We start from the raw sequence: 19,820 nt of genomic DNA, 5'->3' as shown, positions 1-19,820 counted from the left end.
TCGCGATCAGATGACCACTTCGACGCCCTCGCCAGGTGCTTTCCCTGACACCCGTTCGGATTCGAGGGCCTGCTGCAGGATGATGACGGCCGCGGCCTGGTCGATCACGGAGCGTCCCTTCTTGGACTTCACCCCCGAGGCCCGCAGCCCCTGACTCGCCGTCACCGTGGTCATCCGCTCGTCCACCAGGCGGACCGGCACCGGGGCGATGCCCTTGGCCAGCTCGCCGGCGAAGGCGCGGACCTTGACCGCGGCCGGACCCTCGCCCCCCTTGAGGGAACGCGGGAGTCCGACGACGACCTCGATCGGCTCGTACTCCTCGACGAGCTGCCGGAGCCGACGGTGGGCCGCGGGAACGTCACGGCCGGGAACCGTCTCCACCGGGGTGGCGAGGATCCCGTCGGGGTCGCACGAGGCGACCCCGATCCGGGCGTCCCCGACGTCGATCGCGAGCCGACGTCCTCTTCGCATCACTTGGCCGTTTCCGCCACGAGCCGCTCCACGGCGTCCACGGCCTCACCGACGGCGGCCGGGTTCTGCCCGCCGCCCTGGGCGACGTCCGGCTTGCCGCCACCGCCGCCGCCAAGGGTCTTGGCGGCCGTGCGGACCAGGTCACCGGCCTTCAGACCGCGCTCGCGGGCGGCCTCGTTGGTGGCGATCACCGTGAGCGGCTTGCCGTTGTTCACGGTGAACAGGGCGACCACGGCGGCCCGGCCGCCCTGGATCCGGCCGCGCACGTCGAGCACGAGCTTGCGCAGGTCGTCCGGCGTGGTGCCGTCCGGGACCTGCCCCGTGACGACGGCCACACCGCGGACGTCCTTGGCGGACTCGGCGAGACCGGCGGCGGCCTGGAGCACCTTCTCGGCGCGGAACTTCTCGATCTCCTTCTCGGCGTCCTTCAGCTTGCCGAGCATGGCGGAGATCTTCTCCGGCAGCTCCTCGGGGCGGCCCTTGACCAGCTCCTGGAGCTGGGCGACGACCGTGTGCTCACGGGCCAGGAAGTTGTAGGCGTCCACTCCGACCAGGGCCTCGATACGGCGCACACCGGAGCCGATCGACGACTCGCCGAGCAGCTTCACCAGGCCGAGCTGGGCGGTGTTGTGCACGTGCGTGCCGCCGCACAGCTCCTTGGAGAAGTCGCCGATGGTCACCACGCGCACGCGCTCGCCGTACTTCTCGCCGAACTCGGCGATGGCGCCCTGCTTCTTGGCGTCGTCGATGCCCATGACCTCGGCGTGCACGTCCAGGTCGCGGGCGAGCACCTCGTTGATCTTCTGCTCGACGTCGGTCATCACCGCCGTCGGCACGGCGGACGGGGAGCCGAAGTCGAAGCGGAACCGGCCGGGCTGGTTCTCGGAGCCGGCCTGGGCGGCCGTCGGGCCGAGGGCGTCGCGCAGCGCCTGGTGGGTCAGGTGCGTGGCGGAGTGGGCGCGGGCGATGGCCTTGCGGCGGCGCGAGTCGATCGAGGCGTGGGCCCTGGCGCCGACGGTGACCTCGCCGACCTGGACGACGCCCTTGTGGACGTACACACCCGGGACCGGCTTCTGACAGTCGCGGACCTCGATGACGGCGCCGGAGTCCACCTTGATGCGGCCGGTGTCGCCGATCTGGCCGCCGCCCTCGGCGTAGAAGGGGGTGCGGTCGAGGACGATCTCGACCTCGTCGCCCTCGGTGGCGGCCGGGGAGGAGGTGCCGTCGACGAGGATGCCGACGATCGTGGACTCGCCCTCGGTGTCGCTGTAGCCGATGAAGTCGGTCTCGCCGGCGGAGTCGGCGATCTCCCGGTAGGCGCCGAGGTCGGCGTGGCCGGTCTTCTTGGCCCGGGCGTCGGCCTTGGCGCGCTCCCGCTGCTCCTTCATCAGGCGGCGGAAGCCGTCCTCGTCCACGGAAAGGCCCTGTTCGCCGGCCATCTCCAGGGTGAGGTCGATCGGGAAGCCCCAGGTGTCGTGGAGCAGGAAGGCCTTGTCGCCGGAGAGGACCTTGCCACCGGCCTGCTTGGTCTCGGTGACGGCGGTGTCCAGGATGTTGGTGCCGGCCTTCAGCGTCTTGAGGAAGGCGGCCTCCTCGGCGAGGGCGACCTTCTCGATCCGCTCGCGGTCGGTGACCAGCTCCGGGTACTGCTGCCCCATCATGCCGATCACCACGTCGATCAGGTCCTTGACGACCGGACCGGTGGCGCCGAGCAGGCGCATGTTGCGGATGGCGCGGCGCATGATGCGGCGCAGCACGTAGCCGCGGCCCTCGTTGCCGGGGGTGACGCCGTCACCGATGAGCATCGCGGCGGTGCGCATGTGGTCGGTGACCACGCGCAGCGACACGTCGGAGTCGTGGGCGTCGCCGTAGGCGACACCGGTGAGCTCGGTGGCCTTGTCGATGACGGCCATGGACGTGTCGATCTCGTACATGTTCTGCACACCCTGCAGAATCATGGCGAGCCGCTCCAGGCCGAGCCCCGTGTCGATGTTCTTGCTCGGCAGGTCTCCGAGGATCTCGAAGTTGTCCTTGCCGGTGCCCTCGCCGCGCTCGTACTGCATGAAGACGAGGTTCCAGATCTCCACGTACCGCTCGTCGTTGACGGCGGGGCCGCCCTCGACGCCGAACTCGGGACCGCGGTCGTAGTTGATCTCGGAGCAGGGGCCGCACGGGCCGGGCACGCCCATGGACCAGAAGTTGTCCTTCTTGCCCAGGCGCTGGATGCGCTCCTTGGGCACGCCGACGACCTCGTGCCAGATCCGCTCGGCCTCGTCGTCGTCCTGGTAGACGGTGATCCAGAGCTTCTCCGGCTCCAGGCCGTAACCGCCCTTGTCCTGGGGCGCGGTGAGCAACTCCCAGGCGAGCTTGACGGCGCCTTCCTTGAAGTAGTCGCCGAAGGAGAAGTTGCCGCACATCTGGAAGAAGGTGCCGTGCCGGGTGGTCTTGCCGACCTCTTCGATGTCGGGGGTGCGCACGCACTTCTGCACGCTGGTGGCGCGCGGGAAGGGCGGCTTGACCTCGCCGAGGAAGTAGGGCTTGAAGGGCACCATGCCGGCCGGCACGAGGAGCAGAGTCGGGTCGTCCGCGATGAGCGACGCCGAAGGCACGACGGTGTGCCCGCGCTCCTCGAAGAAGCTCAGCCAGCGGCGGCGGATCTCAGCCGACTCCATCAGTGGTCCTCATTCCGGTTGTACGAGTACGTCGTGTGCGGGTGTTCCGAGGACGCCGGGCCCTCGACGTACTTCGGGTGGTTGCGGTTCTCGATGGCGGTGTACCGCCTGGACGGCGGCAGTTCCGGGTCGACCGGGGCGTTCGTGCCCAGTGCCTCGCCGAGTTCGGCCTCCCGCTGGGCCATGTTGTCGCGGACGTCGAGCGCGAAGCCGAGGGCGCGGTCCTTGAGCCGGTGACCGGCCTCGACCGCCTTGGTCGCCGCGGTCACGGCGAGGCTCTCGGGAGTCAGCTGCTTGAGTTTGCGGTTGACCTTGGTGGTGGCCCACACTCCGGCGGCGACACCGGTGGTGAACCAGAACGTACGGCGGAACATCGCTAGTCCTTACTTCTCCCGGTTGTTCCGCTTTCCCCGCCGCGCGGCCGGGACGCTGCGGCCCACGATCACGGTACGCCTCGACGCCTTGCCGGGCGCGTCCTCCTTGCGGCCGCCCAGTGCCCTGCGCACGCCGTAACCGAAGGCGGCGACCTTGACCAGCGGGCCGCCGAAGGTGGAGGCGACGGTGGTCGACAGCGCGGAGGCGTTGGACGTGACCTCCTGGACGTCGGAGGCGATCGCGTCGACGCGGTCGATCTGGGTCTGCGCGGAACGCACCGCCTGGGAGGCCTCGGCCAGCAGCGGGACGGCCTGGTCGGTCACGTCCGCCACGAGTCGGGTGGTCGCCTTGAGCGTCTGGGCCAGCCTCGCCAGTGCGACGGCGAGGAAGGAGACCAGGATCGCCCAGAAGACGGCCACCAGGATCCCGGCCACCTCTCCACCGGACACTGTGCGCACCCGCTCCCTGAAACGTGCCTGTACATCGAGAAAGTCGTGCACCGAGCCTATCGCGCCGAGGGTGCGGCTCCGTACCGGATTTGCGGCCGTGTGCCGGTGGCACGAGCGAGCCCGCCGTCCCGCCCGCCCGAAAGGGCGGGGAGACGGCGGGCCGGGTGGTGCTGTGGTGCTACGGCCTGCCGGTGATCAGCGGGCGTAGTACTCGACGACGAGCTGCTCGTCGCAGATCACCGGGATCTCCTTGCGGTTCGGCTCGCGGTCCAGGCGGAACGCCAGGGCCTTGAGGTTCACCTGGAGGTAGCGGGGGGTCTCGCCGTCGGGGGCGAAGCCACCCTCGCGGGAGACCTGGAAGAGGGTCTTCTCGCGGCTGCGCTCGCGGACCTGGACCACGTCGTCGGGACGGACCTGGAAGGACGGCTTGTCGACCTTCTTGCCGTTGACCTGGATGTGGCCGTGGACGACCATCTGGCGGGCCTGGTAGATCGTGCGGGCGATGCCCGAACGCAGCACCAGGGCGTCAAGACGCTTCTCGAGGTCGATGACCAGGGCTTCACCGGTCTTCATCGACGTCTTGGCGGCACGCTCGTAGGCGCGGACGAGCTGACGCTCGCTGACGTCGTACTGCGCGCGCAGACGCTGCTTCTCGAGCAGACGGACCTTGTAGTCCGAGTTCTGCTTGCGGCCACGACCGTGCTCACCCGGCGGGTAGGGGCGCGCCTCGAAGTACTTGACGGCCTTCGGGGTCAGCGCGATACCGAGGGCACGCGACTTCTTGACCTTGGGGCGGGACTGGTTCGCCATGAACCAAACACCTCTTGTCTTCTGTACGAATACGGCTTCACCAGGGTTAGGGGAGGTCGCATCCGCAGCCGGGGAAACCCGCCGGAACCCTGCCGGGCCCGGAAGGCAGCCGCTCCCCTGGTCTGGGCACATACGTGCAGCACGCGAGGGGCCCACCGGCCGTTCCCGGAGCTCCGGGTGGTGGTGGGCTGCCCGCGACACCGTTCGACGGTGCGCGACGCTCCTGGATCCCCGCCGCTCTGCGAACGGCGGAGTTCCGGCTGAATGTCCCGCTCTGGTGGCGCCGGTTCCCCTTTCGGGGTTCCGGACACGGAACTCAGCGCTTCGAGGCATTCTACAGGGCGCTCAGGACCGCTTCCGACCCAGATGCTTGCGGGTCCACTCCACCGCGTCCGCGTACCGCGCCTCGGCGCCGTGCCGGCCCGGGGCGTAGTACTCGCGGTCCTTCAGGGCGTCCGGCGCGTACTGCTGGGCGGCGATGCCCTCGGGCAGGTCGTGCGGGTAGACGTACCCCTGTGCGTGCCCGAGCTTGGCCGCGCCCTTGTAGTGCCCGTCCCGCAGATGGGGCGGGACCGCTCCGGCCAGTCCCTTGCGCACGTCGTCGAGGGCCGCCCCGATCGCCGTCGTCGCCGAGTTGGACTTGGGGGCGAGGGCCAGGGCGATGGTGGCGTGGCTGAGGGTGAGGGCGGCCTCGGGGAAGCCGATCATGGCGACGGCCTGGGCGGCGGCGACCGCGGTGGGCAGCGCGTGCGGGTCGGCCAGACCGATGTCCTCACTGGCGGAGATCATCAGGCGGCGGGCGATGAACCGGGGGTCCTCGCCGGCCTCGATCATCCGCGCCAGGTAGTGCAGGGCGGCGTCGACGTCGGAGCCGCGGATGGACTTGATCAGGGCGCTGGCGACGTCGTAGTGCTGGTCGCCGTCGCGGTCGTACTTCACCGCGGCCCGGTCGACGGTCTCCTCGAGCGTGGTCAGGCCGATCTCGCTCTCGCCCTTGTCGAGGGCGGCCCCGGCGGCCGCCTCCAGGGCGGTCAGGGCGCGGCGGGCGTCGCCGCCGGCGATGCGCAGCAGATGGTTCTCGGTGTCCTCGGGGAGGCCGACGGCCGACCTCAGTCCGCGCTCGTCGGTGAGCGCGCGGCGCAGCAGACCGCGCACGTCGTCGTCGGTGAGCGGTTCGAGGGTGAGCAGGAGCGAGCGCGAGAGCAGCGGGGAGATCACCGAGAAGTACGGGTTCTCCGTGGTGGCCGCGATCAGCGTCACCCAGCGGTTCTCGACCGCCGGGAGCAGGGAGTCCTGCTGCGCCTTGCTGAAACGGTGGATCTCGTCCAGGAAGAGGACGGTCTCCTGGCCGTACCCGCCGGAGGCGCGGCGGGCGCCGTCGATGACCGCGCGGACCTCCTTCACGCCCGCGGTGATCGCCGACAGCTCCACGAACCGCTTGTTGGTGGCCTTGGAGACCACGTACGCCAGGGTGGTCTTGCCGGTGCCGGGCGGGCCCCACAGGATCACCGAGGAGGGTCCCGCCGGGCCGCCCGCGCCCTCGCCGACCAGCCGGCGCAGCGGCGAGCCGGGCTTGAGCAGGTGCTGCTGGCCCACGACCTCGTCGAGGGTGCGCGGGCGCATCCGTACCGCCAGGGGACTCGCGGCCGGGTCCTTCTCCTGGCGTTCTTCACTTGCGGCGGTGAACAGGTCGGGCTCCACGCTGAAACCCTATGGCACACCTCTGACAACTCGGCCGGACGGTGTATCACCGGCTCCGGCTCAGGCCCAGAGGCTGCTGCCCCAGCGGGTCAGGATCAGCATGACGATGACACCGCAGTGCGTGACCGGCAGCACCCAGGTGAACTCGGTGAGGAAGTTCTTCACCGGGCGCGGTGCGGGCAGGAAGCCGTTGCGGATGTTGAAGGAGGTCACGTACCAGAACATGACGATCGTGGCCGCCCAGGCCAGCGAGCACCACAGGCACAGCGCGTTGATGCGGTACAGCGACTGGAACTGGAGCCAGGTGACGAAGCAGACGCCGAAGAGCGTGCCGAAGTTGAACGTCAGCCAGTACCAGCGCGGGAAGGTGGCGCGGCCGAGCAGGCTCATGCCGACGCAGATGACGATGCCGTACGCGACCAGGCCGAGCAGCGGGTTGGGGAACCCGAAGACGGTGGCCTGCTTGCTCTCCATGACACTGCCGCAGGAGACGATCGGGTTGAGGCTGCAGCTCGGGGTGAAGGTCTTGCCGCTGAGCTTGCCCTCGAGGATCTTCTGCTTGTCGATCGTGATGATCCACGCGGCGAGCAGACCGGCCGCTCCGGTGATCACCAGCAGCAGGGCGAAGGCGCGGCTGCCGCCCACGGTCCGCGGCGCGGTCACCGCGCGCTCCGGCTCGGGCTCCGCGGAGACGTGTTTGACTGTCGTCTTGCTCATCACGCCGATTCCGTCACTTGTGAGTTGGACCTTCTTCGGGCACGGCCATTGTGCCGCACGTGCGTGTGTGGACACCGTCAGGTGGCGAGACGGAGGTGTGCGCGGCCGTACCCGAACGTTCGGTTCCGGACGATGATCGGACCATGACGGTAAGCGAACTCGCGGTGGACGTACGGGGGCTGCGCAAGCGGTACGGGGACGTCACCGCGGTCGACGGAATGGACCTGGCGATCAGGAAGGGCGAGGTCCTGGGGCTGCTCGGGCCCAACGGCGCGGGCAAGAGCACGACGGTGGAGATCATCCAGGGCCACCGCTCACGGGACGCGGGCGAGGTGACGGTCCTGGGGGCGGACCCGGCGAGCGCCACGCGCGCGTGGCGCTCACGTGTCGGAATCGTCTGGCAAGACGAATCGGCGCCCGCCGAGTTGACGGTCCGCGAGACCGTGCGGCACTTCGCCCGGTACTACCCGCGGCCGCGCGACCCGGAGGAGGTCATCGCCCTGGTCGGTCTGGAGGCGAAGGCGGGCAGCCGGATCAAGGCGCTGTCGGGCGGCCAGCGCCGCCGGCTGGACGTGGCCCTCGGTGTGATCGGCGGCCCCGAGCTGCTGCTCCTGGACGAGCCGACGACCGGTTTCGACCCGGCGGCCCGGCGCCGGTTCTGGGCCCTGATCCGCACACTCGCCCAGGAGGGCACGACGATCCTGCTGACCACGCACTACCTGGAGGAGGCGGAGGCCCTCGCGGACCGGCTGGCGGTGGTCGCCCGGGGCCGGATCGTCGCCGAGGGCACCTCCCACGAGCTGCGGGAACGGCACGCCGCCGGCGTCACCGTCGGGTGGACGGACCCCGACGGCACCCCGCGCACCGAGCACACCGGGACCCCCACCAGGACCGTCGCAGGTCTGATGCGCCGCTTCGACGGCGAGATACCCGGTCTACGGGTGAGCCGCCCCACGCTGGAGGACGTCTATCTCCGGCTGACCGGACAGGAGGACGCCCGATGACCACGACCGCCGAACGGACCCGCGCCGGGGAGGCCGCCGCGCGCCTGCCCGGGGCATGGGGAGTCGGGCTGCACCGGGGCGCCCTGGAGATCAGGCAGTTCTTCCGGCAGCGCGAGCAGGTGGTGTTCACCTTCGCCTTCCCGGTGGTGTTCCTGTTCCTGTTCGCGTCGATCTTCCGTGACGACGTCAGCGGCACCGGCGTCACCGCCTCGCAGTTCTACGTCCCGTCCATGGTGGCCTCGGGCATCATGTCGACCAGCTTCCAGTCACTGGGCATGTCGATCGCGGTCGAACGGGACGAGAAGGTGCTGCGCCGGCTGCGCGGGACGCCGATGCCGCCGACGGCGTACTTCCTGGGGAAAATCTGGCTGGTTCTCTTCACCGGCGTACTGGAGACGGCGATCCTGCTGCTCGTCGGCACCACGCTGTACGGCGTCCGTCTGCCCTCGGACGCGACCCGGTGGTTCCACTTCTCCTGGATCTTCGTGCTCGGCCTGACCGGGTGCGCGCTGCTCGGCATCGCGATCAGTTCGGTGCCGAGATCGGCCAGGAGCGCCGGTTCGGTGGTCGTCCTGCCTTTCCTGGTGCTCCAGTTCATCTCCGGGGTCTACATCCTGGTCGACGCCCTCCCCGGCTGGATGCTGAACGTCGGCGCCCTCTTCCCGCTGAAGTGGCTCTGCCAGGGCCTGCGCGGGGTGTTCCTGCCGGACTCGGCGCGGGTGCTGGAGCAGGCGGGGAGCTGGGAGTTCGGGCGGATCGCCCTGGTGCTCGCGGCCTGGTGCGCCGGCGGACTGGTGCTGTGCCTGCTGACGTTCCGCTGGAAGGACCGGCGGGCGGGCTGAGCCCGGGAGAGGACCGCGACGGCAAAGGGCGCCGGTGCCCGGACGAGCACCGGCGCCCTTGCGTGAGAGCGTCAGCCGAGGCGGGCTTCCAGTTCCGCGACGATCTCGTTGACCGCGATCGCCGTCTGCTCGCCGGACTCCATGTCCTTGAGCTGGACGACGCTGTCGGCGAGGTCGCGTTCGCCCGCGACGAGCGCGAAACGGGCACCGGACCGGTTGGCCGCCTTCATGGCTGCCTTGAGTCCCTTGTGGCCGTAGGTGAAGTCGGCGGCGATGCCCACCTTGCGCAGTTCGGAGACCTTCGCGAAGAGCACCCGGCGGGCCTCCTCGCCGAGCGGGACCGCGAACACGCTGGTGGCCGCCGGGAGTTGGAGTTCGATGCCCTCCGCCTCCAGGGCCAGGACCGTACGGTCCACGCCCAGCGCCCAGCCCACCGACGGCAGGGCGGGGCCGCCGATCATCTCGGACAGGCCGTCGTACCGGCCGCCGCCGCCCACCGCGGACTGGGATCCGAGCCCGTCGTGCACGAACTCGAAGGTGGTGCGGGTGTAGTAGTCGAGCCCGCGGACCAGCTTGGCGTCGTCCTCGAAGGCGACGCCCTGGGCCTCGAGGAGCGACCGCACTTCCTCGTGGTACGCCTTGCAGGCGTCGCACAGGTAGTCGCGCAGCAGCGGGACGCCGGTGAGCTGCTTCTGGACCGACTCCCGCTTGTCGTCCAGGACGCGCAGCGGGTTGATGTCGATCCGGGCGCGGGTGTCCTCGTCCAGGTCCAGTCCTCGCAGGAACTCCTGGAGCGCGGCCCGGTAGACCGGACGGCACTCCTTGTCTCCGAGGCTGTTGAGCAGGATGCGGAACTCGCGCAGGCCCAGCGAGCGGTACGCCTGGTCCGCCAGGATGATCAGTTCGGCGTCCAGGAACGGGTCCTCCGCGCCGATCGCCTCGGCGCCGACCTGCGAGAAGTGGCGGTAACGGCCCTTCTGGGGACGCTCGTAGCGGTAGTAGGAGCCGGAGTACCACAGCTTGACCGGCAGGTTGCCGGCCTTGTGCAGGTTGGCCTCAAGGGCCGCGCGCAGCACGGAGGCAGTGCCCTCAGGGCGCAGGGCCAGCTTGTCGCCGCCCTTGGTCTGCAGCGTGTACATCTCCTTGGTCACGATGTCTGTGGACTCGCCGACCCCGCGCGCGAACAGCTCCACGTTCTCGAAGCCGGGGGTCTCGATGTAGCCGTAGCCGGAGTCGCGCAACGGGGCGGCGATCGCCTCGCGGACCGCCAGGAACTTCGCGGAGTCCGGCGGGATCAGGTCGTACGTGCCCTTGGGGGCCTTGAAGGTGCTCACGGGAGGTCTCTCGTCACATTCCTCGTCGGGGAGCGTCGTCCAGGTCCGCTCCCGGGCCGGCGGCCACCTGCCGCAGATAGGAGTTGGTGGCACGCTCTCGGCCGATGGTCGTCTGGGGGCCGTGGCCGGACAGCACCACGGTCGAGTCGTCGAGCGGCAGGCACACGCGGGCCAGCGAATCGAGCATCTCGGCCATGTCACCGCCGGGCAGGTCGGTGCGTCCGATGGAGCCGGCGAACAGCAGATCCCCGGAGAAGAAGACCGGCGGGATGTCCGCGGCCTCGGGCATCCGGAAGGTCACCGACCCCTTGGTATGGCCGGGCGCGTGCGCGACGGAGAACTCCAGGCCGGCCAGCTCCAGTTCGGCGCCGTCGGCCAGCTCCCGGACGTCGTCCGGCTCCCCCACGGTCAGCTCGCCCATCAGCGGCATGCCGATGGAACGGCCGAGCGCCTTCTCGGGGTCGCTCATCATGAACCGGTCGGCCGGATGGATCCAGGCCGGGACGTCGTGCGCGCCGCACACCGGGACGACCGAGGCCACATGGTCGATGTGGCCGTGGGTGAGGACGACGGCGACGGGCTTGAGCCGATGCTTCCTGATCGCTTCCTCGACGCCTTGGGCGGCCTGGTGGCCGGGGTCGATGATCACGCACTCCTCACCGGCGGCGGGGGCGACGAGATAACAGTTCGTCCCCCAGGCCCCGGCGGGGAACCCGGCAATGAGCACGATCGTCCTTCGTTGTGTCGATACGGGCGGCTGAAGCTGTTGTCAGAGCCTACCGGCGCTGCCGGATCCTCAGCGAACCCATATACGGTACGGGTCACACGCGGGTGCCCGCCTCGGACGACGCACCCGTACCGGTGAACACACGAGACGCTGAGGAGAGAACGCGGTGGTCAGCCAGGAGCAGCGGCGACGTCAGCTCGCCCGGGAGAAGTTCTTGCGGCAGCAGCAGCGGCGCACCGCCACGCGGCGCAAGGCACGCGTAAGGAACTCCGTGATCGCGTCGGTACTCGGCGTGGTCGTCATCGGCAGTGTCGCGCTGTACACGACCGGGGTGATGAAGAGCGGCAAGGACGACAAGGCCAACGCGAGCGCGGAGGTCACCCCCAGCGCCTCGGCCACCAGCAAGGCCCCGGACCCGTGCGCGAAGCCGGCCGCCGGCTCGGTGAAGAAGCTGAGCTGGGACAAGGAACCGGCGATGACGATCGACAAGTCGGCGAAGTACACGATGGCGCTCGACACCACGTGCGGCACGATAGACCTGGATCTGAAGGCCTCCGCGGCGCCGCACACCGTGAACTCCTTCGACTTCCTGGTCGGCAAGGGCTTCCTCGACCACACGAAGTGCCACCGGCTCACCGCGGAGGGCATCTACGTCCTGCAGTGCGGCGACCCGGAGGGGACCGGCCGGGGCGGCCCCGGGTACACGATTCCCGACGAGAACCTCAAGGACAAAAGCCTGAAGGGCGACGTCTATCCGGCGGGCACCGTGGCGATGGCGAACACGTCGCAGCCCAACAGCGGCGGCAGCCAGTTCTTCCTGGTGTACCAGGACAGTCCGCTTCCGCCCAGCTACACCCCCTTCGGCACCGTCTCCGAATCAGGTATGAAGGTGCTGAAGAAGATCGCCGACGCCGGTGCCCAGCCGGCTGATCCGCAGACGGGCAACACCGCCCCGAACGCGACCGTGGTGATCAACAAGGCGACGGTGACGAAGTCCTGACGTCAGCGGCGGCCAGCTGGGAAATTTCGGTCGCGCTGGATGCGGACAGGCCACCCGCCGGTCGCCTATGTTGGCGGTGACGAAACTGTGGACGATGCCCGGGGGAGCTTCGAGGCCCTCCGCAGGCATCATGTGGAGGAGGCGCTGTGAGCAGCGACCCGTGGGGCCGCGTCGACGAGACGGGGACCGTGTACGTGCGTACGGCCGACGGCGAGCAGGTCGTCGGTTCCTGGCAGGCCGGCTCCCCTGAGGAGGCACTGGCCTACTTCGAGCGCAAGTACGAGGGCCTGGTTGTCGAGATCGGCCTCCTCGAGAAGCGAGTGCAGACCACCGACCTGTCGGCGAAGGACGCCCAGGTCGCCGTCGACCATCTGCGGGAGCAGGTCGACGCGCACCACGCGGTCGGTGATCTGGAGGCGCTGCGTGCCCGGCTGAACAAGCTGGTCGAGACGGTCGAGGCACGCCGTGAGGAGCGCAAGGCGCAGCGCTCCCGGCAGGCGGACGAGGCCCGGCACGCCAAGGAGGCGCTGGTCACGGAGGCCGAGGAGCTGGCCCGTTCCGACCAGTGGCGGGCGGCCGGGGAGCGGCTGCGCGCGCTGGTGGACACCTGGAAGGGGCTGCCGCGTCTGGACCGCAAGTCCGACGACGACCTGTGGCACCGTTTCTCGCACGCTCGGTCGGCGTTCTCCAAGCGGCGCAAGGCGCACTTCGCGCAGCTCGACGCTCAGCGTGAGGACGCGCGCAGGGCGAAGGAGCGGCTGGTCGCCGAGGCCGAGGCGCTGTCCGGTTCGACGGACTGGGGCCTCACCTCGGCCCGCTACCGCGAGCTGATGACGGAGTGGAAGGCCGCCGGCCGTGCCCAGCGGGAGCACGAGGACGATCTGTGGAACCGCTTCCGCGGTGCCCAGGACGTCTTCTTCGCCGCCCGCAGCTCGGTGTTCGCCGAGCGGGACGCGGAGCAGACGGAGAACCTGAAGCTGAAGGAGGAGCTGGCCGAGGAGGCCGAGAGGCTCCTGCCGATCACGGACCTGAAGGGCGCCCGGGCGGCCTTCCGCTCGATCAACGAGCGCTGGGAGGCCATCGGCCATGTGCCGCGCGACGCCCGTCCGCGGGTGGAGGGCCGGATGCACACGGTCGACCGGGCTCTCCAGGAGGCCGAGGAGACCGAGTGGCGCCGGACGAACCCGGAGGCGCGGGCACGTGCCGAGGGTCTGACCGGTCAGCTCCAGGCCGCCGTGGACAAGCTCCAGGGGCAGATCGAGCAGGCCCGTACCCAGGGCAACAACGCCAGGGCCGACAAGCTGGAGAAGGAGCTGGAGGGCCGCCAGGCGCTCCTGGACCAGGCCCTCAAGGGTCTGCAGGAGTTCGGCGGCTGACCCACTGCGTCGCCGGATCCGGCGACGTTTCCGCGTACGGCTGAGGGCCCCCGTAGCGCCTACGGGGGCCCTCAGCCGTTCTCTGTGACGGCTATGCCCGGCTGCGTGCCGAGGTGACGCGGTAGACGTCGTAGACGCCCTCCACGCCCCGTACGGCCTTCAGGACGTGCCCCAGGTGCTTGGGGTCGCCCATCTCGAAGGTGAAGCGGGAGGTGGCGACGCGGTCGCGGGAGGTCTGGACGGCCGCGGAGAGGATGTTGACGTGCTGGTCGGACAGCACGCGTGTGACGTCCGAGAGCAGGCGGGAGCGGTCGAGGGCCTCGACCTGGATGGCGACCAGGAAGACCGAGGACTGGGTGGGCGCCCACTCGACGTCGAGGATGCGTTCCGGCTCACGCGACAGTGACTCCACGTTGACGCAGTCACTGCGGTGAACCGATACACCACTACCCCTCGTGACGAACCCGATGATCGGGTCGCCGGGCACCGGAGTGCAGCAGCGGGCCAGCTTGACCCAGACGTCGTCGACGCCCTTGACGACGACACCCGGGTCGGCGCTGGAGCGGCGCTTGCGGGCGCGTCCGCGCGAGGGCGGCACGCTCTCGTCGATCTCCTCGGTGGCCGCCTCCTCGCCGCCGAGCGCCTGCACCAGCTTCTGCACGATGTTCTGCGCGGAGACGTGCCCCTCGCCGATCGCCGCGTAGAGCGCGGAGATGTCGGAGTAGCGCATCTCGTGCGCGAGCGTGACCAGGGAGTCACCGGTCAGGATGCGCTGGATCGGCAGGTTCTGCTTGCGCATCGCGCGGACGATGGCGTCCTTGCCCTGCTCGATCGCCTCGTCCCGGCGTTCCTTGGAGAACCAGGCCCGGATCTTGTTGCGGGCGCGCGGGGACTTGACGAAGCCGAGCCAGTCGCGGGAGGGTCCGGCACCGGCCGCCTTGGAGGTGAAGACCTCGACCAGGTCGCCGTTGTCCAGGGTCGATTCCAGCGGCACGAGCCGGCCGTTGACGCGTGCCCCTATGGTGCGGTGGCCGACCTCGGTGTGGACGGCGTACGCGAAGTCGACCGGGGTGGCGCCGGCCGGGAGCGCTATGACGTCGCCCTTGGGCGTGAAGACGAAGACCTCGTTGCGGGACAGGTCGAAGCGCAGCGACTCCAGGAACTCGCCGGGGTCCTCGGTCTCCTTCTGCCAGTCCAGCAACTGCCGCAGCCACGCCATGTCGTTGATGGCGTCCTTGTCCTTGGCGGAGCTCTTCGGCGCGTCGGTGCGCACCTTCGAGGCGCCGGCCACGGCCTCCTGCTTGTACTTCCAGTGCGCGGCGATGCCGTACTCGGCGCGGCGGTGCATGTCGAAGGTGCGGATCTGCAGCTCGACCGGCTTGCCGTTGGGGCCGATGACCGTCGTGTGCAGCGACTGGTACATGTTGAACTTGGGCATCGCGATGTAGTCCTTGAACCGGCCGGGGACCGGGTTCCATCGCGCGTGCACGGTGCCGAGGGCGGCGTAGCAGTCGCGGACCGTGTCGACGAGGACGCGGATGCCCACCAGGTCGTAGATCTCCGCGAAGTCGCGGCCGCGGACGATCATCTTCTGGTAGACGCTGTAGTAGTGCTTGGGGCGGCCGGTGACGGTCGCCTTGATGCGCGCGGCGCGCAGGTCGGCCTGGACCTCGTCGGTCACGATCGCGAGGTACTCGTCGCGCTTGGGGGCGCGCTCGGCGACGAGGCGGACGATCTCGTCGTACATCTTCGGGTAGAGGATCGCGAAGGCGAGGTCCTCCAGCTCCCACTTGATGGTGTTCATGCCCAGCCGGTGGGCGAGCGGGGCGTAGATCTCCAGCGTCTCGCGGGCCTTCTTCTCCTGCTTCTCCCGCTTGAGATAGCGCATGGTGCGCATGTTGTGCAGGCGGTCGGCGAGCTTGATGACCAGGACACGGGGGTCCTTGGCCATGGCGACGACCATCTTGCGCACGGTCTCGGCCTGCGCGGCCTCGCCGAACTTGACCTTGTCCAGCTTGGTGACGCCGTCGACGAGCAGGGCGACGGTGTCGCCGAAGTCGCGGCGCAGCTGGTCGAGGCCGTACTCGGTGTCCTCGACGGTGTCGTGCAGCAGCCCCGCCATCAGGGTGGCCGGGTCCATGCCGAGCTCGGCGAGGATGGTGGTGACGGCGAGCGGGTGTGTGATGTACGGGTCGCCGCTCTTGCGCTTCTGGCCGCGGTGCCAGCGCTCGGCGACCTGGTAGGCGCGCTCGATCTGGCGCAGGGTCGAGTTCTCGATCTTCGGATCGTTGCTGCGCACTATCCGCAGCAGCGGCTCGAGCACCGGGTTGTACGGGTTGGCGCGCTGTACGCCGAGGCGGGCGAGGCGGGCGCGGACGCGGTTCGAGGAGCCGGAGCGGCCGGGCTGGCCTGCGGAGGGGCGCACGACGGGCTGCGCCGGCTTGGGACGCGCGGCCTCACCCGTCTTGCCTACGGGGGCCGACTGGGCGTGCTCGGCCGTCCCACGGTTGTCGCTCTTCGCGTGCTGCGCGGGCTTCGCCGCGGGCGCCGAGGCGGACTCGGGCTTGGCGGCGGTCAGTGGCTGGGCCTCGTCTGGCAAGAGGACTCCTCGTGCGCGATCCGGGTCCCCCGGTCAGGCTCCGGAGCCCCCATGGTAGCGATCCACGGCCACAGGATCCCCTCCAGCCCGATCGAAGGACCGTTTACGGTACAAACACACAACCCGGACACATGATTCCGGTACCCGCACTCCAGGGCGCAACCCCGGAAAACAGAGAAGCCCGGGGCGACAGCCCCGGGCTTATCCGTGGAATCAGAGGCGGAGAAGGGACTCCAGTGGGGCCCCCGACAGCGCCGGTTCCAGGCGGGCGCGGCCGCCGAGGAAACCGAGTTCCATCAGCACCGCCACTCCGGCGACCTCCGCGCCCGCCCGCCGGATGAGCTGGATGGACGCCTCCGCCGTACCGCCTGTGGCGAGCACGTCGTCGACGACGAGGACACGGTCCCCGGCGCTCAGGTCCTCGGCGTGGACCTCGATCTCCGCCGAGCCGTACTCCAGGTCGTACGTCTGGCTCAGCGTCGCTCCGGGAAGCTTGCCTGCCTTGCGCACGGGGATGAAGCCGAGCCCCGCGCGGAGCGCGACCGGGGCGCCGAGGATGAAGCCGCGGGCCTCCAGGCCGACGACCTTCGTCGCCCCCTCTCGCGTGCCCACCTCCGCCAGCGCGTCGGTGAGGACGGTGAACGCCGCGGGATCGGCCAGGAGCGGGGTGATGTCCTTGAAGATCACCCCGGGCTCCGGGTAGTCGGCCACGTCACGGATGCGGCTGAGCAGCAGCTCCTGAATGTCGGTCATCGGCGCTTACCCGAGGGCCGGCCGCGGCCACGGCCGCGGGAGACGGACTGGTCGCGCGGACCCACCACGGCATGCGCGGCGTCCTCCTCGTCGTCATCGGCGATGACACCGGCGGGCTCCGCGTCCAGGGACTCGCCCTGCGCAGCCGCCTGCGCCCGCTTGGCGAGGACGCGCTTCTTGAGGGCCTTCATCTGCGGCTCGAGCTCCTTGAGGTCGGCGACGAGCGGCGTGGCGATGAAGATCGAGGAGTACGCACCGGCCGCGAGGCCGACGAACAGCGACAGCGAGATGTCGTTCAGCATGCCCGCGCCGAGCACACCGCCGCCGATGAACAGCAGGCCCGCCACCGGCAGCAGCGCCACCACGGTGGTGTTGATGGACCGGATCAGCGTGCCGTTGATCGAGCGGTTCGCGATCTCGCTGTACGTCCAGCGGGTCTGCCGGGTGATGTCCTTCGTCTGCTCCTTGAGGCTGTCGAAGACGACGACCGTGTCGTAGAGCGAGTAACCGAGGATCGTCAGCAGACCGATCACCGTACCGGGCGTGACCTCGAAGCCCACGAGGGCGTAGACACCGGTGGTGATCGTCAGGTCGTGGATCAGCGCGACGAGCGCGGCCAGGGCCATGCGCCACTCGAACGCGATCGCCAGGTAGATCACGACCAGGATCATGAAGATCGCCAGGCCCTGCCAGGCCTTGTTGGCGATCTGCTCGCCCCAGCTCGGACCGACCAGGTCGGCGTTGATGTGCTCCGGGTTGACCTTGAGGTCCTTGGCCAGGGCTTCCTTGATCTGGTCGGACTTCCCCGTCTCGATGCCGGCGATCTGGATGCGCAGGCTGCCGTCACCGAGCTTCTGCACGATCGACTCCTGGCCGGAGGCGCCGTGGGCGAAGTCCTCGGCCTGGGCCACCGTCGCACTCATGTGCTTCGGCGTGGTGAAGACCGCGCCGCCCTGGAACTCGATGCCCATGTTCAGGCCGCGCACCGCCAGGCCCAGGATGGCCGTGATGGTGATCAGGATCGAGACGCCGTACCAGATCTTGCGGTTCTTGATGAAGTCGTAGCCGACCTCACCATGGTGCAGTCGGGCGCCGAGGTTGCCGAGCTTGGACACCTCACGCCTCCTTCGTCTCGATGGGGGCGGAGGACCGGCGGGTGCGGCGCAGCGGAGGCTTCGCACCCAGGCGCTTGGGGTCCAGACCGGACCAGGTGTGACCGCTGGCGAAGAACTTGTGGCGGGCGAGGATCGTCATCAGCGGCTTGGTGAACAGGAAGATGACGACCACGTCGAGCAGCGTGGTCAGACCGAGCGTGAACGCGAAGCCCTGCACCTTGCCGACGGTCACGATGAACAGCACGGCGGCGGCCAGGAACGACACGAAGTCCGAGACGAGGACCGTGCGCCGGGCCCGCGGCCAGCCGCGCTCCACGGCGGGGCGCAGCGAGCGGCCCTCGCGGATCTCGTCCCTTATGCGTTCGAAGAACACGATGAACGAGTCCGCGGTGATACCGATCGCGACGATCGCACCGCACACGGCCGGCAGGTTCAGCGCGAAGCCGATGGTCGGGCCGAGCAGCGACATGAGCGCGTAGGTGAGGACCGCGGAGATCATCAGGGAGGCGATGGCGATCATCGCCAGCCCGCGGTAGTAGACCACCAGGTAGATCACGACCAGGGCGAGGCCGATGGCGCCCGCGATCAGGCCGGCGTGCAGCTGCTCACCGCCGAGCGCGGCGGTGACGGTGGTGACGCTGTCCTCCTTGAAGGTCAGCGGCAGCGCGCCGTAGGACAGCATGTTGGAGAGGCTCTGCGCGCTCTCCTGGGTGAAGTGGCCGGAGATCTCCGCGCTGCCGCCGGTCAGCGCCTCGTGGACGTACGGGTCGGAGACGACGTCGCCGTCCAGGACGATGGCGAACTGGTTCTGCGGCGAGGGGTTCTGGGCCAGCTTGCCGGTGATGTCGGCGAACTTCGTGGCGCCCTTGGAGGTGAACTCCATGGTCACGATCCAGCCGGAGCCGTTCTGCGTGTTGAAGACGGCGTCCGCCTTCTTCACGTCGGTGCCGTCCACCGCGGCGGGGCCGAGCAGGTACTTCTGCCACTGGCCCTGCGAGTTCTTGCCGCAGGCGACCGTCGACTCGGCGGGCAGCGCGCCCTTGCCCGCGGTGACGCGCACGGACTGCTTGCTGCAGTCCAGGGCGGCGTACTCGGCCTGGAGCTTGCTGTTCGCGTCACCGGAGGCGCCGCTCGGGGACGGGCTGGCGGCGGCCGGGGCCGACGCGCTCGTCGAGGCGGCCGGGGATCCGCCGGCGGACGGGGTGGCGTCCGCCGTCAGGCCGCCGGTGACCGGGCGGCCCTGCTGGGTCTCGGAGGCCGAGGGGCTCGGGGAGCCGGAGGGGGTCGCCTCGCCGGTGGACTTGTCGGTCGCCTTGTGGGAGGTGCTCGGCGACGGCTCGGCCGGGGCGGCGCCGGAGATATCGGTGGCGAGTACCGGACGGAAGTACAGCTTCGCGGTGGTGCCGACCTGCTCCCGCGCCTGCTTGGAGTTGGTGCCCTTGGGGATGTTGACAATGATGTTGTCATTCCCCTGGGTCTGAACCTCGGCTTCCGAGACACCGAGACCGTTGACACGCCGTTCCATGATGTTGACGGCCGTGTCCATGTTGGCCTTGTTGATCGCGGATTCCTGACCGCGCTCCGGAACCGCCCGGAGCGTGATGCTCGTACCGCCCGCCAGGTCGATGCCCAGGCGCGGAGCGGTGTTGCCCGTGAGGAACATGCCTCCCGTGAGCGCCACGATGGCGATCAGAATGAGGGCCAGCGAGCGCCCCGGCTTGCTCTGGGCGCTCGCACTGCGTCCCTTTTTGGATACAGCCACCTTTTAGTTACTCCCTCTCGGGCCGTCCCGTGCCGGGTGGGCTCGGCTACGGCCATCACATGGTGTCGGAATCCCGCGTGAAGTCGACGCGACCCAGGGCACGCGCAGGTGGT

The 19,820-nt window shown here is 69.6% G+C and carries 17 protein-coding genes; 4 read left to right on the top strand and 13 right to left on the bottom strand.

Annotated elements, in window-relative coordinates; genetic code table 11:
• Positions 1-6: 6 nt before the first annotated feature.
• From ruvX to CG719_RS08335, 7 genes are all read right to left on the bottom strand, one after another.
• Entirely contained in the window at positions 7-471 is a 465-nt protein-coding gene (ruvX, locus tag CG719_RS08365) for a Holliday junction resolvase RuvX (protein ID WP_100567872.1), read from the bottom strand.
• Positions 471-3,143, bottom strand: coding sequence for an alanine--tRNA ligase (alaS, locus tag CG719_RS08360; RefSeq protein ID WP_100567871.1), 2,673 nt, complete (start codon positions 3,141-3,143; stop codon positions 471-473). The genes ruvX and alaS overlap by 1 nt, the downstream gene beginning before the upstream one ends.
• Positions 3,143-3,517 carry a hypothetical protein gene (locus CG719_RS08355; protein WP_100567870.1) on the bottom strand — a complete coding sequence of 125 codons (375 nt, stop codon included), beginning with the start codon at positions 3,515-3,517 and terminating at the stop codon, positions 3,143-3,145. The genes alaS and CG719_RS08355 overlap by 1 nt, the downstream gene beginning before the upstream one ends.
• A 9-nt stretch (positions 3,518-3,526) precedes the next feature.
• A complete protein-coding gene (locus tag CG719_RS08350) occupies positions 3,527-3,976 on the bottom strand; it encodes a DUF948 domain-containing protein (RefSeq protein WP_100567869.1) in 450 nt (149 codons plus the stop codon).
• 186 nt (positions 3,977-4,162) lie between these two features.
• Positions 4,163-4,777 (bottom strand): 30S ribosomal protein S4, encoded by a 615-nt coding sequence (gene rpsD, locus CG719_RS08345; protein ID WP_100567868.1) that lies wholly within the window; start codon positions 4,775-4,777, stop codon positions 4,163-4,165.
• Between the two features lie 345 nt (positions 4,778-5,122).
• Positions 5,123-6,478, bottom strand: coding sequence for a replication-associated recombination protein A (locus CG719_RS08340; RefSeq protein WP_100567867.1), 1,356 nt, complete (start codon positions 6,476-6,478; stop codon positions 5,123-5,125).
• 60 nt (positions 6,479-6,538) lie between these two features.
• Positions 6,539-7,195, bottom strand: coding sequence for a vitamin K epoxide reductase family protein (locus tag CG719_RS08335; RefSeq protein ID WP_100567866.1), 657 nt, complete (start codon positions 7,193-7,195; stop codon positions 6,539-6,541).
• Between the two features lie 143 nt (positions 7,196-7,338).
• On the opposite strand from CG719_RS08335, the gene CG719_RS08330 reads away from it, so the two are divergent.
• Together CG719_RS08330 and CG719_RS08325 are read left to right on the top strand one after the other, a co-directional pair.
• Positions 7,339-8,199 carry an ABC transporter ATP-binding protein gene (locus CG719_RS08330; protein WP_100567865.1) on the top strand — a complete coding sequence of 287 codons (861 nt, stop codon included), beginning with the start codon at positions 7,339-7,341 and terminating at the stop codon, positions 8,197-8,199.
• The gene (locus CG719_RS08325; RefSeq protein WP_100567864.1) at positions 8,196-9,041 is read left to right on the top strand and encodes an ABC transporter permease; all 846 of its coding nucleotides are present in this window, start codon (positions 8,196-8,198) and stop codon (positions 9,039-9,041) included. The genes CG719_RS08330 and CG719_RS08325 overlap by 4 nt, the downstream gene beginning before the upstream one ends.
• A gap of 71 nt (positions 9,042-9,112) precedes the next feature.
• Here the strand turns inward: CG719_RS08325 and hisS are convergent, their stop codons facing one another.
• On the bottom strand, positions 9,113-10,375 hold the full coding sequence (gene hisS, locus CG719_RS08320; protein ID WP_100567863.1) for a histidine--tRNA ligase: 1,263 nt from the start codon (positions 10,373-10,375) through the stop codon (positions 9,113-9,115).
• Positions 10,376-10,388: 13 nt separating this feature from the next.
• Positions 10,389-11,102, bottom strand: a complete 714-nt coding sequence (locus CG719_RS08315; protein WP_100567862.1) for an MBL fold metallo-hydrolase — start codon at positions 11,100-11,102, stop codon at positions 10,389-10,391.
• Positions 11,103-11,268: 166 nt separating this feature from the next.
• On the opposite strand from CG719_RS08315, the gene CG719_RS08310 reads away from it, so the two are divergent.
• Positions 11,269-12,102: a peptidylprolyl isomerase gene (locus CG719_RS08310; RefSeq protein ID WP_100567861.1), complete on the top strand. Its 834-nt coding sequence runs from the start codon at positions 11,269-11,271 to the stop codon at positions 12,100-12,102.
• Positions 12,103-12,248: 146 nt separating this feature from the next.
• A complete protein-coding gene (locus CG719_RS08305; protein WP_100567860.1) occupies positions 12,249-13,478 on the top strand; it encodes a DUF349 domain-containing protein in 1,230 nt (409 codons plus the stop codon).
• 91 nt (positions 13,479-13,569) lie between these two features.
• On the opposite strand, the gene CG719_RS08300 is transcribed toward CG719_RS08305, so the two are convergent.
• From CG719_RS08300 to secD, 4 genes are all read right to left on the bottom strand, one after another.
• Positions 13,570-16,077 (bottom strand): RelA/SpoT family protein, encoded by a 2,508-nt coding sequence (locus CG719_RS08300; protein WP_100567859.1) that lies wholly within the window; start codon positions 16,075-16,077, stop codon positions 13,570-13,572.
• A gap of 213 nt (positions 16,078-16,290) precedes the next feature.
• Positions 16,291-16,830: an adenine phosphoribosyltransferase gene (locus tag CG719_RS08295; protein WP_100567858.1), complete on the bottom strand. Its 540-nt coding sequence runs from the start codon at positions 16,828-16,830 to the stop codon at positions 16,291-16,293.
• On the bottom strand, positions 16,827-17,945 hold the full coding sequence (gene secF, locus CG719_RS08290; RefSeq protein WP_100567857.1) for a protein translocase subunit SecF: 1,119 nt from the start codon (positions 17,943-17,945) through the stop codon (positions 16,827-16,829). The genes CG719_RS08295 and secF overlap by 4 nt, the downstream gene beginning before the upstream one ends.
• A gap of 1 nt (position 17,946) precedes the next feature.
• Positions 17,947-19,707, bottom strand: a complete 1,761-nt coding sequence (gene secD, locus CG719_RS08285; RefSeq protein ID WP_100567856.1) for a protein translocase subunit SecD — start codon at positions 19,705-19,707, stop codon at positions 17,947-17,949.
• Positions 19,708-19,820 lie beyond the last annotated feature (113 nt).

This window comes from Streptomyces sp. CB01373 (assembly GCF_002803075.1).
GTDB lineage: Bacteria > Actinomycetota > Actinomycetes > Streptomycetales > Streptomycetaceae > Streptomyces.
This window is presented reverse-complemented; position numbering and strand designations above follow the sequence as displayed.

What these genes read in the sequence shown, in the direction of transcription:
- CG719_RS08325 (WP_100567864.1), top strand. Translation starts at nt 8,196, where the DNA reads ATGACCACGACCGCCGAACGGACCCGCGCCGGGGAGGCCGCCGCGCGC.
- CG719_RS08335 (WP_100567866.1), bottom strand. Translation starts at nt 7,195, where the DNA reads ATGAGCAAGACGACAGTCAAACACGTCTCCGCGGAGCCCGAGCCGGAG.
- rpsD (WP_100567868.1), bottom strand. Translation starts at nt 4,777, where the DNA reads ATGGCGAACCAGTCCCGCCCCAAGGTCAAGAAGTCGCGTGCCCTCGGT.
- CG719_RS08295 (WP_100567858.1), bottom strand. Translation starts at nt 16,830, where the DNA reads ATGACCGACATTCAGGAGCTGCTGCTCAGCCGCATCCGTGACGTGGCC.
- alaS (WP_100567871.1), bottom strand. Translation starts at nt 3,143, where the DNA reads ATGGAGTCGGCTGAGATCCGCCGCCGCTGGCTGAGCTTCTTCGAGGAG.
- CG719_RS08330 (WP_100567865.1), top strand. Translation starts at nt 7,339, where the DNA reads ATGACGGTAAGCGAACTCGCGGTGGACGTACGGGGGCTGCGCAAGCGG.
- CG719_RS08355 (WP_100567870.1), bottom strand. Translation starts at nt 3,517, where the DNA reads ATGTTCCGCCGTACGTTCTGGTTCACCACCGGTGTCGCCGCCGGAGTG.
- ruvX (WP_100567872.1), bottom strand. Translation starts at nt 471, where the DNA reads ATGCGAAGAGGACGTCGGCTCGCGATCGACGTCGGGGACGCCCGGATC.